The organism is Allobosea minatitlanensis, assembly GCF_964020775.1.
This window is the reverse complement of the sequence record NZ_OZ224509.1, coordinates 3,501,919-3,516,181: the sequence shown is the minus strand read 5'-3', so window position 1 is coordinate 3,516,181 and position 14,263 is coordinate 3,501,919. Positions and strand designations below refer to the sequence as shown.

General features: G+C 67.7%; 14 protein-coding genes. 2 read left to right on the top strand and 12 right to left on the bottom strand.

Translation table 11 applies throughout. From position 1 onward, the window contains the following. Positions 1–92: 92 nt before the first annotated feature. The 3 genes from ACWH43_RS17400 to ACWH43_RS17390 all read right to left on the bottom strand — a co-directional run bounded on the left by ACWH43_RS17400 (position 93) and on the right by ACWH43_RS17390 (position 2,579). Entirely contained in the window at positions 93–1,115 is a 1,023-nt protein-coding gene (locus tag ACWH43_RS17400) for an LLM class flavin-dependent oxidoreductase (protein WP_158445488.1), read from the bottom strand. A 193-nt stretch (positions 1,116–1,308) separates the two neighbouring features. Beyond that, positions 1,309–1,758, bottom strand: coding sequence for a GNAT family N-acetyltransferase (locus ACWH43_RS17395; RefSeq protein WP_158445489.1), 450 nt, complete (start codon positions 1,756–1,758; stop codon positions 1,309–1,311). Between the two features lie 275 nt (positions 1,759–2,033). Beyond that, positions 2,034–2,579, bottom strand: coding sequence for a hypothetical protein (locus ACWH43_RS17390; RefSeq protein WP_158445490.1), 546 nt, complete (start codon positions 2,577–2,579; stop codon positions 2,034–2,036). A gap of 115 nt (positions 2,580–2,694) precedes the next feature. On the opposite strand from ACWH43_RS17390, the gene ACWH43_RS17385 reads away from it, so the two are divergent. Continuing rightward, entirely contained in the window at positions 2,695–3,099 is a 405-nt protein-coding gene (locus tag ACWH43_RS17385) for an NUDIX domain-containing protein (protein WP_158445491.1), read from the top strand. Between the two features lie 106 nt (positions 3,100–3,205). On the opposite strand, the gene ACWH43_RS17380 is transcribed toward ACWH43_RS17385, so the two are convergent. Both ACWH43_RS17380 and ACWH43_RS17375 read right to left on the bottom strand, forming a co-directional pair. After that, positions 3,206–3,691, bottom strand: coding sequence for a peroxiredoxin (locus tag ACWH43_RS17380; RefSeq protein ID WP_158445492.1), 486 nt, complete (start codon positions 3,689–3,691; stop codon positions 3,206–3,208). A gap of 128 nt (positions 3,692–3,819) precedes the next feature. Further along, the gene (locus ACWH43_RS17375) at positions 3,820–4,683 is read right to left on the bottom strand and encodes a protein-disulfide reductase DsbD domain-containing protein (protein ID WP_158445493.1); all 864 of its coding nucleotides are present in this window, start codon (positions 4,681–4,683) and stop codon (positions 3,820–3,822) included. Positions 4,684–4,914: 231 nt separating this feature from the next. Here ACWH43_RS17375 and ACWH43_RS17370 point away from each other — a divergent pair, with 231 nt between their 5' ends. After that, entirely contained in the window at positions 4,915–5,526 is a 612-nt protein-coding gene (locus tag ACWH43_RS17370; RefSeq protein ID WP_158445494.1) for a YqgE/AlgH family protein, read from the top strand. 166 nt (positions 5,527–5,692) lie between these two features. On the opposite strand, the gene ACWH43_RS17365 is transcribed toward ACWH43_RS17370, so the two are convergent. From ACWH43_RS17365 to ACWH43_RS17335, 7 genes are all read right to left on the bottom strand, one after another. Then, positions 5,693–8,632: an EAL domain-containing protein gene (locus tag ACWH43_RS17365; protein WP_448153558.1), complete on the bottom strand. Its 2,940-nt coding sequence runs from the start codon at positions 8,630–8,632 to the stop codon at positions 5,693–5,695. A 77-nt stretch (positions 8,633–8,709) separates the two neighbouring features. Then, positions 8,710–9,309, bottom strand: a complete 600-nt coding sequence (locus tag ACWH43_RS17360) for a GNAT family N-acetyltransferase (protein ID WP_158445496.1) — start codon at positions 9,307–9,309, stop codon at positions 8,710–8,712. A gap of 6 nt (positions 9,310–9,315) precedes the next feature. Further along, positions 9,316–10,620, bottom strand: a complete 1,305-nt coding sequence (locus ACWH43_RS17355) for a M16 family metallopeptidase (protein ID WP_260348170.1) — start codon at positions 10,618–10,620, stop codon at positions 9,316–9,318. 32 nt (positions 10,621–10,652) lie between these two features. After that, positions 10,653–12,068, bottom strand: coding sequence for a threonine synthase (gene thrC, locus ACWH43_RS17350; RefSeq protein ID WP_158445497.1), 1,416 nt, complete (start codon positions 12,066–12,068; stop codon positions 10,653–10,655). 85 nt (positions 12,069–12,153) lie between these two features. Next, entirely contained in the window at positions 12,154–12,924 is a 771-nt protein-coding gene (locus ACWH43_RS17345) for an SURF1 family protein (RefSeq protein WP_158445498.1), read from the bottom strand. Then, positions 12,921–13,295 (bottom strand): DUF983 domain-containing protein, encoded by a 375-nt coding sequence (locus ACWH43_RS17340; RefSeq protein ID WP_158445499.1) that lies wholly within the window; start codon positions 13,293–13,295, stop codon positions 12,921–12,923. Before ACWH43_RS17340 ends, ACWH43_RS17345 begins: the two co-directional genes overlap by 4 nt. A 78-nt stretch (positions 13,296–13,373) precedes the next feature. Beyond that, a complete protein-coding gene (locus ACWH43_RS17335) occupies positions 13,374–14,237 on the bottom strand; it encodes a cytochrome c oxidase subunit 3 (RefSeq protein WP_158445500.1) in 864 nt (287 codons plus the stop codon). Positions 14,238–14,263 lie beyond the last annotated feature (26 nt).

Below are 14,263 nucleotides of genomic sequence, written 5' to 3'. Positions count from 1 at the left end.
GACATGGTTCGGCTGGCAAGCACGGTCTTTCCACGCTTGCCAGCGCAAGAAGGCGATTTGGGGGCTTGCCGCGCCGACGCGCGTCCGGCGCCTCAGCGCCAGCCGAGCGCCGGCGCGACATGCTTCAGGATCGCCTCGATCACATGCGCGTTGTAGTCGACGCCGAGCTGGTTGGGCACGGTGAGCAGCAGCGTGTCGGCCTCGGCGATGGCCTCGTCCTGCGCCAGCTCCCTGACCAGCCTGTCCGGCTCGGCCGCATAGCTGCGCCCGAAGATGGCGCGGGTGCTCGCGTCGATATAGCCGATCGAATCGTCGCTCTTGCCGTCGCGGCCGAAATAGGCGCGGTCGCGGTCGTCGACCAGCGCGAAGATGCTGCGGCTCACCGAGACGCGCGGCGCGCGGGCATGCCCCGCCTCCTTCCAGGCGTCGCGATAGGCGCGGATCTGCTTCGCCTGCTGGATGTGGAAGGGCTCGCCGGTCTCGTCGTCCTTGAGGGTCGAGCTCTGCAGGTTCATGCCGAGCCTGGCCGCCCAGACCGCCGTCGCGTTCGAGCCGGCGCCCCACCAGATGCGTTCGCGCAAGCCCTCGGAATGCGGCTCCAGCCGCAGCAGCCCGGGCGGGTTGGGGAACATCGGGCGCGGGTTGGGCTGCGCGAAACCCTCGCCGCGCAGCACGTCGAGCAGGACCTCGGCGTGGCGGCGGCCCATATCGGCGTCGCTCTGGCCCTCGGCCGGCTGGTAGCCGAAATGGCGCCAGCCATCGATCACCTGCTCCGGCGAGCCGCGGCTGATGCCGAGCTGGAGCCGCCCGCCGGCGATGAGGTCCGCCGCGCCGGCGTCCTCGGCCATGTAGAGCGGGTTCTCGTAGCGCATGTCGATCACGGCGGTGCCGATCTCGATGCGCTTCGTCCGCGCGCCGATCGCCGCCAGCAGCGGGAAGGGCGAGGCGAGCTGCCGCGCGAAATGGTGGACGCGGACATAGGCGCCGTCCAGGCCCAGCTCCTCCGCCGCGACGGCAAGCTCGATCGATTGCAGCAGCGCGTCGCCGGCCGATCGCGTGCCGGATTGCGGGGAGGGCGTCCAGTGCCCGAACGAGAGGAAGCCGATCTTCTTCATGGCGAGCCTATGGCTGATCGCGGGCGGGCCGCGTTCCGGAAGGGAACCTTCCCGCGGCCCGCTTCTCAAGCCGGCCGCCGAAAAGGCATGCCCCACATATAGGACCCCGATCGCGGCTTAGGATTGCGCCGATGCAAGAACGACCCTGCGCCGGTGCAGGCCGGGCTGCATCGGTGCGCTGACCCGGGGCGCCTCAGCCGAGTGGCTGGCGGTAGACGATGAAGCCCGATTTGTCGGCGACCTTGTTGTAGAGTTCCTGCGCCTGCAGGTTGCTCTCATGCGTCTGCCAGTAGACCCGGAAGCAGTTCTTCTCCCGCGCCATCCGGTTGACGGCCTCGATCAGCCTGCGCCCGACGCCGCTGCCGCGCGCTTCCGGCGCGGTGAACAGGTCCTGCAGATAGCAGATGTCGCGGTCGCTCCAGGTCGAGCGGTGGATCACCCAGTTGGTGATGCCGAGGGCCTTGCCGTCGCGCAAGGCGATGAACCCGCCCATCGGCTCCTGGCCGCCGGTCAACCGCCCGAAGGTGACGTCGTCGATCCGGGCGGGGAGCGTCGCTTTGTAGAAGGTCAGGTAGCCGTGCCAGAGCGGCGTCCAGGCGGCGCGGTCGGCGGCGGTGAGCGGGCGGACGGTGATCTCGGGCATCGGCTGGTTCCTCCGGAGCGTGAGGTTAGCGCTCGCCTGCAATCCTGTCTTATGAGAAGCAGCGATCGAAAGGATCAAAGGAACAGCTTGCTGTTGCGAAAAGGGAGCCCGAAGCTCGGCGAAACAGCCCGCTCCCGATCCGTTGCGGATGCCACAACTCCTTGAAGCCGGAGCTAGAGCAATTCCGCAATTCTTCGAATCGCGGAATTGCTCTAGGCTGTTGTTTTAACGCATTTTCTTCACGCGAACCGGTGTCCACTTCGCTCGAAAATGCTCTAATTGCTCAGCATCCGCTGCCCTTCTGGTAGTCGCATGAACTCGACAGCTTCAACTGTCTCGCCGTTAACGTGGACACGCAGCCCTTCGCAATATGCGAAGGCAGGCCCCTCGATAGGTCTTCCGATCTCGCGTAAAAGGAAGATCGCTCCAATTTCGAGAAGCGTACCGTATGTTATGATCAAACCACAGCCTTTCTCAGGAATTTTTGGTAAAATAGATTTCCAAGATGCAACTTGCTTAGAGGCAAGTATTTGGTGTTCAGGAAATAGAGACAGGCGATGATCAATTTTTTCTAATGACGCAGGCCATTCAAGTTGCTCTGAAAGGGCTTCCGGGTAGAGGCCGATCTCTTCAGAGATATCGTTAAGCGCAAACCCCATCGCTACGGCGGTCTCTATTGCTCGTGCCAAATTGCTCGTGAGGACTGCTTCATAGGGTCCGAGATGTGCGCCCACTCGTCGAGCCAATTCTACCCCATCCTGTGATAGGTGTTGCCCAGGCTTTTGGCGCATCGAATGTCGCCGGATATCCAGTATCTTCACCGAAGTTTCCCTGCGAGAAATTAATCGGTCCTACGGAGACTTCCCTGCTTTCGTCGATCAGTAAAACCGAGCGATGATTGTCGCTTAAATCACCCCTCGCACCGTGTAAAATCCTATGAGACATATCGTAAATGCTATTTTTGTCCGACCGGACAGCGTTCTCCTGGCTCGACGAAGCATACATCGGAAGAGTTATCCCGGCCTATGGAGTTTTCCGGGCGGCCACGTTGAAGCAGGCGAAAGCTTCGACGAGGCGTTGGTGCGGGAAGTCGGGGAGGAACTCGCTGTGGCGCCTGTAAGATTTGAGCCCTTTATGGAGATAGCAGACCCTCATGTCGCAGTAGGAATGATCACGTATCATATGTATCTGGTCAGCGAGTGGCACGGCACTCCTAAGATCCTGGATACAGAACACTCCGAACTTCGCTGGTTCTCAGTTGGAGAAGCCTGCCTGCTAAGCAATCTCGCACTTGAGGAGTACGTCTACCTCTTCGAAAAGCTGCGCGAGCTAAATGGCTGACGGCGACCCGACCAAGACCTGTGCCGGATCAAGTCGATTGCTCTCCGTCGCCCCATAAAACCCGCGCAGCAGCGCCGCGCGGGCTCGAAATGCGTTGGACCTGGCCTCAGAGTTGGCCGAGCATCGCCTCGGCGCCTGAGGCCTCGGCCTTGCCGGCGGCTTCCTCGACGTTGAGGGCCGTGACCACGCCGTCCTCGACCACCATCGAATAGCGCTGCGAGCGGGTGCCGAGGCCGAAGCCGGAGCCGTCCATGGACAGTCCGATGGCCTTGGCGAAGTCGGCGTTGCCGTCGGCCAGGAACTCGATCACGCCGGCGCCGCCCGAGGCCTTGGCCCAGGCGTCCATCACGAAGACGTCGTTGGTCGAGGTTACCATGATCGCATCGACGCCCTTCGCCTTGATCTCGGCCGCCTTGCCGACATAGCCGGGCAGGTGGTTGCGGTGGCAGGTCGGGGTGAAGGCGCCGGGAACGGCGAAGAGCACCACCTTCTTGCCCTTGAACAACTCGTCGGTCGTCTTGGCGGCCGGGCCGTCGGCGGTCATGACCCGGAACGTCGCCTGCGGAAGCCTGTCACCCACCTTGATGGTCATGAGCCTGTTCTCCATGAAGCCTGCGGCTGCCGCGCCGCCTCGAGAACGCGCCGCCCGGATCGCAAGGCGGTCCGGAGGCCCGTTCTCTCCCGATATCTGAGAGACGGATCCGGCTCTCGCCGCTCGACTTACGGCTTGGCGGTCGGGATGTCGAGTTCGAGCCGGGTCTCGACCGGCTTCGGCGTGCCGCGCACGGTGAAGATCAGCGGGATCGGCCCGGAGGCGCCCTTGGGCCGGTCGTTGATGCGGATCTGCGCGGTGATCAGGCCGTCGGCCTGCGGCGTCAGATGGGTCTTGCCGAAGGACCACATGCCCGGCCCCTCGACGAAGACGTCCTCGATCGAGCCGTCCTGCGGCACCTGCAGCGTCAGCTTGATCCCGGGATCGACCACGGTGTCGTCGAGCTTGGCCTCGAGGATGGCGGGCTTGCCGCCATGCGGTCCGGGCTTGACCGGCGCCGGCACGCGCGCCTCGTAGCTTTCCAGCCGCGGCGACACCACCGTCGTCACGCCCGGCTCGAGCCACAGGCTCGCCTCGCCCTTGACCGGAACGCAGATCTTCTCGCAGACGGCGTAGTCGAGCTTCAGCACCACCATCACCGGGCGCGATGGATCGACCGGCTGGACCGAGACCGGGATCACCACCTCGCCGACATAGCCGATCGAGTAGCCGGCCGAATCCTGGAAGCGCTCCGGCACCGGCCAGCGCACGTCGAGCCCGCCGATATTGGTCGAGCCGGCCCAGTCGAAGGCCGGCGGCACGCCGAACTGTCCGGGGCTGCGCCAATAGGTCTTGTAGCCCGGCGACATCACGATCTCGACGCCGACGCGCTGCTTGCCGGTCGGCGCGGTCGGCCCGGCGATGAGCCTGAGCTTGGCGTGCTCGGCGATCGACCATGGCGAGGTCGCGGCCTCGTTGGCCATATCCTGGGCATGGGCGGCGGCGCCGAATGCGAGATGGCCGAGGGCCAGCAGGGACAGAATTCGATTCACAGCCCTGCCTTATCCATTGCCAAGCTGAAAAGCGAACAAAACCTCTGTCCTTCACCCGAACGGGACGGCGCCGAAAACGCTGCCGCCGCGTCCGGGACGGGCGTGGCGGGATGATCGATCATGCGTTTTCGCAGGCGAGATTTGCGCATGATTGGGGCACAATCGCGGTGACGTATTTTTGTGCCCGACGACGATTTCCCGCATGCGGAAAAGTGATCTAGCATGGACGCCATGAAGATTGGTTCGCAATCGAAGCTGGGTGGCCGCAGCTATCTCGACGGGCAGTGCCTGATCGCGATGCCCGGCATGGCCGACACGCGCTTCAGCCGCAGCGTCGTCTATGTCTGCGCGCATTCCGAGGACGGGGCGATGGGCATCATCGTCAACAAGCCGGCGGCGGACACGAAATTCCCCGACCTGCTCGTCCAGCTCGACGTAATCCCCTCCGAGGAGATCATCCGCCTGCCGAGCCGGGCCGAGAAGATGCAGGTGCTGCGCGGCGGCCCGGTCGAGACCAAGCGCGGCTTCGTGCTCCACACGGCCGACTTCTTCCTCGAATCGGCGACGCTGCCGATCGACGACGGCATCTGCCTGACGGCGACGCTCGACATCCTGCGCGCCATCGCCGTCGGCACCGGGCCGGAGAATGCGGTGCTGGCGCTGGGCTATGCCGGCTGGGCGGCGGGCCAGCTCGAAGCCGAGATCCAGTCGAATGGCTGGCTGCATTGCGAGGCCGACCCGGCGCTGCTCTTCGACGAGAGCGTCGAGACGAAATACCAGCGCGCGCTGAACAAGATCGGCATCGACCCCGCCTTCCTGTCGCGGGATGCGGGCCACGCCTGAACCTCTGCCTCCGTCATTCCGGGGCAGGCCGCGGGCCCGAGCCCGGAATCCGGCACCGATGCCTTGTGTCGCGAAGGCGCCGATGGCGCCTGCACGTCACGATGAGCCGCATCGGTTCCGGGTTCCGGGCTCTTCGCTGCGCGAAGCCCCGGAATGACGGCCGCGCTCAAGCCGCCTCGGTCGCGGCGGTCTTGGCGCCCATCAGGCGCCGCGCTTCCGCCGCCGTCATCGGCTGGCCGAAGATGTAGCCCTGCGCATACTGGCAGCCGAGCTGGTAGAGCTCGATCGCATCCGACTCGCTCTCCGCGCCCTCGGCCACGACGTCCATGCCGAGATCGGCGGCGAGCTGGACGATCGAGCGCAGGATCACCGGCGGGCGGCCATTGCCCATCTGGCGCACGAAGCTCTGGTCGATCTTGATCGTGTCGAAGGGGAAGCGCTGCAGATAGGACAGCGAGGAATAGCCCGTGCCGAAATCGTCGAGCGAGAGGCCGGCGCCGAGATCGCGGATGCGCTGCAGCATCTGCGCGGCATATTCGGGGTTCTCCATCACCAGGCTCTCGGTGATTTCGAGCTTGAGCGTGCCGGGCAGCACGCGCCGGCGCCCGAGTACCGTCTTCACGTCATGCAGCAGGTCGTGGCGCAGGAGCTGGCGGCTCGACACGTTGACGCTGGCGAAGATCGGCGGCTCGACCTCGAGCGCCGCCTGCCAGGCCTCGAGCTCGCGGGCGGTCTTGTCCATGACATAGACGCCGAGATCGACGATCAGCCCGGTCTCCTCGGCGATGGCGAGGAAGTCCTGCGGCATCAGCCGGCCTTCGCGCGGATGGTCCCAGCGCACCAGCGCCTCGAAGCCGGCGATGGTCCGGTCCTCCAGCCTGACGATCGGCTGGTACATCACCTGGATCTCGTTGCGCTCGATCGCCCGGCGCAGGTCGCTTTCGAGCGCCAGCCGGTCGTTGCGGTCGGTCCGCATCGCCGGCACGAAGACCTCGATGCGGTTGCCGCCCTGGCGTTTGGCATGGGCCATGGCGAGCTCGGCGTTCTTCAGCGCGTCGTCCCTGCGCGAGGCCGGCGCGGGGTCGAACAAGGCGAGGCCGATCGAGGGCGTCAGCACGATCTCGCGCTCGGCATAGGTGATCGGCGTCGAGACGGCGCGGCGCACCAGCTCCGCCAGCGCCAGGATGCGCTCGGGATCGCGCTCCGAGACGAGGATCATCGCGAAGGTGTCGCCGCCGATGCGGGCGAGCGTGTCCTGCGCCCTGAGCAGGCGCCCGAGCCGGCGCGCCAGCGTCAGCAGGATCGAGTCGCCGGCCGAGAAGCCGACGGATTCGTTGACCTGCTTGAAGCGGTCGACGTCGATGACCAGCACGGTCGGGCGGATATTGTCGTCGGCGCGGGTGAAGCCGAAGATCGCCCCCAGCCGGTCCTGGAACAGCTTGCGGTTGGGCAGGCCGGTCAGGTTGTCGTGCACGGCGTCGTGCAGCATGCGCTCCTGGGCCGTGCGCTGGTCGGTGACGTTGGCCAGCGTGCCGATCACGCGAATGACCTCGCCGTCCGAGCCGATCACCGGCCGCGCCTTGATGTTGAGCCAGTGATAGGCGCCGTTGGCGGCGCGCAGGCGCACGTCGAGATTGAGCTTGCCGCGCCGCTGCTCCAGCATCGCGTCGAGCGTGACGCGATAGCGGTCGCGGTCGGCGACATGCATATGCTCCAGCCAGCGCGCGGCCGAGCCTTCGAGCGCCCCTTTCGGCAGGCCGAGCAGCGTCTCGATCTGCGGCGAGACGAAGACCTTGTCCGAGCTGACGTCCCAGTCGAAGACGAGGTCGCCGGAGCCCGAGAGCGCCAGCGCCCGCCGCTCGGTGTCCGAGACCAGGCCCTGCGAGATCGCGCCGCCGGCGAAGGCGTGCTGGATCACGGTGAAGCCGATCAGCAGCACGATCAGCACGAGGCCGCCCAGCAGGGCAGGCGCCACCAGGTCGCGCTGGAACTGCCCGGTCACGGTGAAGCCGGCCGCCGTCACCCAGACGGCGAGCAGGAACCAGGTGGGGATCAGCATCACCGCGCGCTCGTAGCCATGCGTCGCCAGATGCACGACGAGCACGAAGCCGACCGCCGCGACCGCCGCGATCGAGATGCGCGCGATCCCCGACGCCATCGGCGCGTCGAAGACCGCAAGCCCGATCAGGCCGGCGAGGCCGAGGATCCAGATCGCGGTGACGTGGCCGTAGCGCACATGCCAGCGCTGCAGGTTGAGATAGGCGAAGAGGAAGACCAGCAGCGTCGCGGCCAGCACGACCTCGGCGCCGGCCCGGTAGATGCGCTCGATCTGCGGCGTCAGCGGGAAGAGGCGCTGGAAGAAGCCGAAATCGAGCCCCGCATAGGCCAGAACGGCCCAGGCCAGCGCCGCCGCGGCCGGGAAGATCACCGCGCCCTTGACCACGAAGATGATGGTCAGGAATAGGGCGAGCAGCCCGGCGATGCCGATGATGATGCCCTTGTAGAGGGTCAGCCCGTTGGTCTTCTGGCGGTAGGCTTCCGGCTCGTAGAGATAGAGCTGGGGCAGGTTGGGCGATTTCAGCTCGGCGACGAAGGTGACCGTCGTTCCGGGGTCGAGCGTGATCAGGAAGACGTTGGCGTCGGGGCTCGCCTCGCGGTCGGGCGAGAGGCCCTGGCTCGCGGTGACCGCCTCGATGCGGCGGTCGCCGAGGTCCGGCCAGACCACGCCGGAGCCGATCAGCCGGTGGAAGGGCGCGACCAGCAGCCGGTCGATCTGTTCGTCGGAATCGTTGGTCAGCGCGAAGACGATCCAGTCCGGCCGCGCGCCCGCCTCGCGCGCCTTCACCGCGATGCGCCGGACGATGCCGTCCTGCCCCGGCGCGGTCGAGATCTGGATGACGTCGCCGTCGGATTTGTTGCGCTCGACGATGTTGGTCAGGTCGATGACCGGCGCGTCGATCGGTACCCGCACCGCCTCGACCGCATTCGCCGTCCCGATGCCCGCGCAGCAGAGCCACAGGGCCAGGCCGGCGACGGCGAGGCCGATCCGGAGAATTCGCTCGGAAATGGACAAGCTGCGCTCGGCTATCAGGCGGGATAGGTTCATTCGATATTTAAGCAAAACTCCTACCGGCCGCTCGTGGCGAGGGCAAGGCAAAGCGCGCCTGCCGTCCACCATAGCGGTCACGGGATGAGGCCCGGCAGGCGGTCGGTCGAGAGGGCGGCATAGAGCAGGTGGTCGGCCCAGGCGCCGTTGATCTTGAGATAGGCCCGGGCCAGCCCCTCATGCCGGAAGCCGACGCGCTCCAGCAACCGGCGCGAGGGCTCGTTATTGGGCAGGCAGGCGGCTTCGACGCGGTGGAGCGCCAGCTCCGAGAAGGCGAAGCGCAGCGCCCCGCGCACCGCCTCGGTCATATGGCCCTTGCCGGCATGGGGCTTGCCCATCCAGTAGCCGAGCGTGCAGGCCTGCGCGACGCCGCGCCGGATCAGCCCGAGCGTCAGCCCGCCGAGCAGGGCTTCCGTCTGGCTGTCGAAGACGAAGAGCGAATAGGCCTCGTCGGTGGAGATCTCGCGCGCGGCGCGCTTGGTCCGCAGCCGGAAGGCGGCGCGCGTCAGGTCGTCCTCGTTCCAGCTCGGCTCCCAGGGCGTCAGGAAGGCCCGGCTCTCCATGCGCAGCGCCGCCCAGGCCGGATAGTCGTCGAGCGAGGGCGCGCGCAGATAGAGATTGGGGGTCCGGATCAACGGGCGGCTCTGCGGCTCGCTGGGGAAGCGGAAGAGCGCCATCGCCGGTCAGTCCGCCGCTCGGGCCGCCTGGCGCAGCCGCTTCGCCGGCGGCAGGCCGTGGATGGGCCCGACCGCCGCGATGGTGGGCTGATGCCCGAGCAGCGAGCGGCCCGCGGCGCGCACATCCTCCAGCGTGACGGCGTCGAGCCGGGCCGCGAGCTCCTCGCGCGGGATCGCCCGGCCGAAGAGCAGGACCTGCCGCGCCATCTGCTCGAGCTTGCCGCCGGGGCTCTCGAGCGAGGCGAGCAGCCCGACCTTCATCTGGGCGCGGGCGCGGGCGACCTCGACCTCGCTGACATCCTCCGCCGCCTGGCGCAGGCAGCCGAGCGCGACCTCGATCAGCTCGCCGGCATCTTCCGGCGCGGTGCCGGCGCCGATGCCGAAGACGCCGCAATCGGAGAAGGGCCAGTGGAAGGCGTCGATGGCATAGGCGAGGCCGCGCTGCTCGCGCACCTCCTGGAACAGCCGCGACGACAGCCCGCCGCCGAGCACCGAGGCGAAGATCTGCAGCGGGTAATGCTCGCCCTGCGCGAAGGGCAGGCCGGGCAGGCCGAGCACGAGATGGACCTGCTCCTCGTCGCTGCCGATGCGGGCCTCGCCGCCGCGATATTCGCCCGGCTCCCGCGCGAGCGGCTGGGGCGGCTGCGGCGGCAGTCCGGAGAGGTGCTCGCGGGCGAGGGCGACGAGCGCGGCGTGGTCGACGGCGCCGGAGGCGGCCAGAACCATGTTGCCGGCATGGTAGTTCCGCGCCAGATAGGCGCGGATCGCCTCGGGGGTGAAGTTCTTCACCGTCTTGGCCGTGCCCAGGATCGGCCGGCCGATCGGCTGGTCGGGGAAGGCGGCCTGCAGGAAGCGGTCATACACCAGGTCGTCGGGCGTATCCTGCACCGCCGAGATCTCCTGCAGGATCACGCCCTTCTCGCGCTTCAGCTCCTCGCCGGTCAGGGCCGGCGCGGTGACGATATCGGCGAGGATGTCGACCGCCAGGCCGAGATCGGCGCCGAGCACGCGGGCGGTGTAGCAGGTGTATTCGACGCTGGTCGCGGCGTTGAGGTCGCCGCCGACGCTCTCGATCTCCTCGGCGATCTGGCGCGCGCTGCGCCGGGCCGTGCCCTTGAAGGCCATGTGCTCTAGCAGATGGGCGAGGCCATGCTCGTGCGGCAGCTCGTCGCGCGCGCCGGCGCCGATCCAGATGCCGAGCGAGACGGTCGCGGCATGGTCCATCCGCTGCGAGACCACGCGCAGGCCGGAGGGCAGGGTGGTCAGGCCGACATCGGGATCATGCGCGCCGCGCTTCTCGTCCGGCGCCACGATCTCGGCCGTCTCGGCGGGGTGGGCGATGCTCACGCTGCGGCTCCCCGCACGGCGCGGGCATGCTCGCGCACGAATGTCTCGACCGCGGCGAGGTCGTTCGGCAATTGCGTGACCCGTTCCCTGCGCTCCATCAGATCCGCGAGATGGGCGGGCAGCGCCGGCTCGACGCCGCAGGCCGCCTTCACCGCGGCCGGGAACTTCGCCGGATGCGCCGTGCCGAGCACGATCATCGGCGTCGCCGGATCGCGGGCGAGCTTCTGCCGGGCGGCGCCGATGCCGATCGCGGTGTGCGGATCGGCGAGATAGCCGCTTTCGGTCCAGGTCTCGCGGATCTCGGCCGCGATCTCGGTTTCGCTGAGGGCCGCCGCGTCGAACTCGCTGCGGATGCGGGCGAGCGGCTCGGGCGCGATCTCGAAGCGTCCCGATTGCTGCAGCGACTGCATCAGCCGGCGGACAGTGGCGCCGTCGCGCCCATGCGCCTCGAACAGCAAACGCTCGAAATTCGAGGAGATCTGGATGTCCATAGAGGGCGAGGTCGTCGCCTGGACGCCGCGCATCTCGTAGACGCCGCTCGCCAGCGTGCGGGGCAGGATGTCGTTGCTGTTGGTGGCGATCGCCAGCCGCTCGATCGGCAGGCCCATCCGCTTGGCGACCCAGCCGGCGAGGATGTCGCCGAAATTCCCGGTCGGCACCGTGAAGGAGACCTTGCGGCCCGGCCCGCCCAGCGAGACCGCCGCGGTGAAGTAGTAGACCACCTGCGCCGCGATCCGCGCCCAGTTGATCGAGTTGACGCCGGACAGCCCGATCTCGTCGCGGAAGGCGTGATGGTTGAACATCGCCTTCACCAGGTTCTGGCAGTCGTCGAAAGTGCCTTCGACCGCGATGGCGTGGACGTTCTCCGCATCGACCGTGGTCATCTGCCGGCGCTGCACGTCGGAGACGCGGCCCTGCGGATAGAGGATGAAGACGTCGACGCTCTTCAGCCCCTTGAAGGCGTCGATGGCGGCGCCGCCGGTGTCGCCCGAGGTCGCGCCGACGATGGTGGCGCGCTGGCCGCGCTGGCCGAGCACATGGTCCATCAGCCGCCCGAGCAACTGCATCGCCACGTCCTTGAAGGCGAGCGTCGGGCCGTGGAACAGCTCCAGCACGAAGAGGTTGTCGCCGATCTGCGTCAGCGGGCAGACGGAAGGGTGCCGGAAGGTGGCGTAGGCCTCGCCGATCATCCGGCGCAGCGCGCCGGCTTCGATGTCGCCGTCGCTCAGCGCGCCGAGGATGCGCTCCGCCACCGCCGTATAGGGTTTCCCGGCGAATCCCGCGATCTCGGCCGCGCCGAGCGCCGGCCAGCTCTGCGGCAGATAGAGCCCGCCGTCGCGGGCGAGCCCGGTCAGCAGCGCGTCGGAAAAGCTGAGCGCCGGGGCTTCGCCCCGGGTGGAGACATGCAGCACGATCTTGGGCCTCGATGATCTATGGTGATGCTATAGGCCGCTCCGCCGCTTTCGGCAAAACGGTTTGCGAGGGAGGCGTGCCCGGTCAGGCCGTCCCCGCGCCCGATCCCTTGCGGGATTGCCAGACGAAGGCCGCGAACACGCCGATCAGCGTCAGCGCCAGACCGAACCAGGTCAGCGCATATTGCAGGTGGTTGTCGGGGATGCGGGCGATCAGCTCGCGCACGTCGACGCCGGCCGGCGGCGTCAGCCCGTCGCCCTCGCGCGCGGCTTCGAGATAGAAGGGCGCCGGCGGCAGGCCGAGCGAGCCGGCGATCGCGGCGGGGTCGCGCGTATAGAATTCGCGGATCGCCGGCAGGTCCTCCGGCGTGAAGGCGTTGCGCGTCTCCGGCGCGCGCAGGAAGCCGGCGACCGTCGCCGGGCCCGCAGCCGGGCCGATCTGGCCGAGCCTGCCTTCCGGCACGAAGCCGCGATTGACCAGGATGACGCCGCCATCCGCCAGCCGGAAGCCCTGGAAGATCCAGCGCCCGAAGCCGGAGAGCTGGCGCGTGCCGGGCGGCCCCGAGGCGATCGTGGTGCGCACCCCGGCGACATGGTCGCCGATGAAGCTGCCTGTGGCGACGACATGAGTCAGGTCGAGCGCGGCCGGGTCGAGCTTCGACCAATCGGCGCTGGGCGGCATCGGCGCCGGCGCGCCGGCAGCCTGGGTTTCGAGCCGCTCGATATAGGCGTGCTTCAACTGCATCCGCTCGAGCTGCCAGGCGCCGAGCCCGCAGAGCAGGGCGGCGCCCAGCGCGGTTAGCAGCGCCGGCAGGAGCAGGCGCGGCCGCCTTGGCGTGGGGGCCGGGGCCGTCACGTCCGGCGCCTGCCTTCCTCGGCCTTGTTGGCGTATTGCAGCGCGACTGCGAGCCCCTTCATCGGCCGCAGCAGCGCCAGGCAGACGACCAGCGCCAGCGGAAGCCAGATGACCAGATGCAGCCAGATCGGCGGCTCATAGGCGATCTCGACAGAGAGCGCCGCGCCCAGCACGAGGAAGCCGGCGATGAGCATGATGAAGACGGCGGGGCCGTCGGCCGAATCGGCGAATTTATAGTCGAGCCCGCAGGCGCTGCAGCGCGGCTTGAGCTTCAGGAAGCCGTCGAACAGCGCCCCTTGTCCGCAGCGCGGGCAGCGTCCCGAGAGGCCCGTCGCATAGGGCGAGGGAGGGGAGGGGTGGTGTTCTGCCATCGGAACCTCCTGAACGGAAAAGGCGGCCTCGCGGCCGCCTTTCGTCTGCGCGACCGCCGGGTGCGCGCGGGCAGCCGGTCAGTGCCCGGCCGCGGTCTGGGCGCCGGCGCCCCAGACATAGATCGCGGCGAACAGGAACAGCCAGACGACGTCGACGAAATGCCAGTACCAGGCGGCGAACTCGAAGCCGAGATGCTGGTCCGGCTTGAAGTGGCCGAGATAGGCCCGGTAGAGGCAGACCGCCAGGAAGATCGTGCCGATGATGACATGCGCGCCGTGGAAGCCGGTCGCCATGAAGAAGGTGGCGCCGTAGATGTTGCCGCTGAAGGCGAAGGCGGCGTGCGAATACTCGTAGGCCTGGCACAGCGTGAACACCATGCCGAGGATCACGGTCAGCCACAGTCCCTGCTTCAGGCCGGCCCGGTCGTTGTTGATCAGCGCGTAATGCGCCCAGGTCACGGTGGTGCCCGAGGTCAGCAGGATCAGCGTGTTGAGCAGCGGCAGGTGCCAGGGATCGAAGGTCTCGATGCCCTTCGGCGGCCAGTGCCCGCCGGTGAACTCGTAGCGGAGGAAGTTGATCTTCTCGTAGGAGAACAGGCTGGCGTCGAAATAGGCCCAGAACCAGGCGACGAAGAACATCACCTCGGAGGCGATGAACATGATCATGCCGTAGCGGTGATGGATCTGCACGACGCGGGTGTGGTGGCCTTCGCGCTCCGCCTCGCGGACCACGTCCGTCCACCAGGACAGCATGGTGTAGAGCACGCCGAGCACGCCGACGCCGAAGACCAGCGGGCCCAGATGCATGCCGCCGACCGCCAGCGTCTTCATCCACATCACGGCGCCGATCGCCATGACGGTGGCGCTGGCCGCGCCGACCAGCGGCCACGGGCTCGGATCGACGAGGTGGTAGTCGTGGTGCTTCGTATGGGCCCCGGCCATCGTATTCGGTCTCCGCGTGCGTCTTC

Coding starts and splice junctions, on each gene's coding strand:
- ACWH43_RS17385 (WP_158445491.1), top strand. CDS start 2,695: ATGAGACATATCGTAAATGCTATTTTTGTCCGACCGGACAGCGTTCTC.
- ACWH43_RS17395 (WP_158445489.1), bottom strand. CDS start 1,758: ATGCCCGAGATCACCGTCCGCCCGCTCACCGCCGCCGACCGCGCCGCC.
- ACWH43_RS17365 (WP_448153558.1), bottom strand. CDS start 8,632: ATGAACCTATCCCGCCTGATAGCCGAGCGCAGCTTGTCCATTTCCGAG.
- ACWH43_RS17370 (WP_158445494.1), top strand. CDS start 4,915: ATGAAGATTGGTTCGCAATCGAAGCTGGGTGGCCGCAGCTATCTCGAC.
- ACWH43_RS17340 (WP_158445499.1), bottom strand. CDS start 13,295: ATGGCAGAACACCACCCCTCCCCTCCCTCGCCCTATGCGACGGGCCTC.
- ACWH43_RS17380 (WP_158445492.1), bottom strand. CDS start 3,691: ATGACCATCAAGGTGGGTGACAGGCTTCCGCAGGCGACGTTCCGGGTC.
- ACWH43_RS17400 (WP_158445488.1), bottom strand. CDS start 1,115: ATGAAGAAGATCGGCTTCCTCTCGTTCGGGCACTGGACGCCCTCCCCG.
- ACWH43_RS17335 (WP_158445500.1), bottom strand. CDS start 14,237: ATGGCCGGGGCCCATACGAAGCACCACGACTACCACCTCGTCGATCCG.
- ACWH43_RS17360 (WP_158445496.1), bottom strand. CDS start 9,309: ATGGCGCTCTTCCGCTTCCCCAGCGAGCCGCAGAGCCGCCCGTTGATC.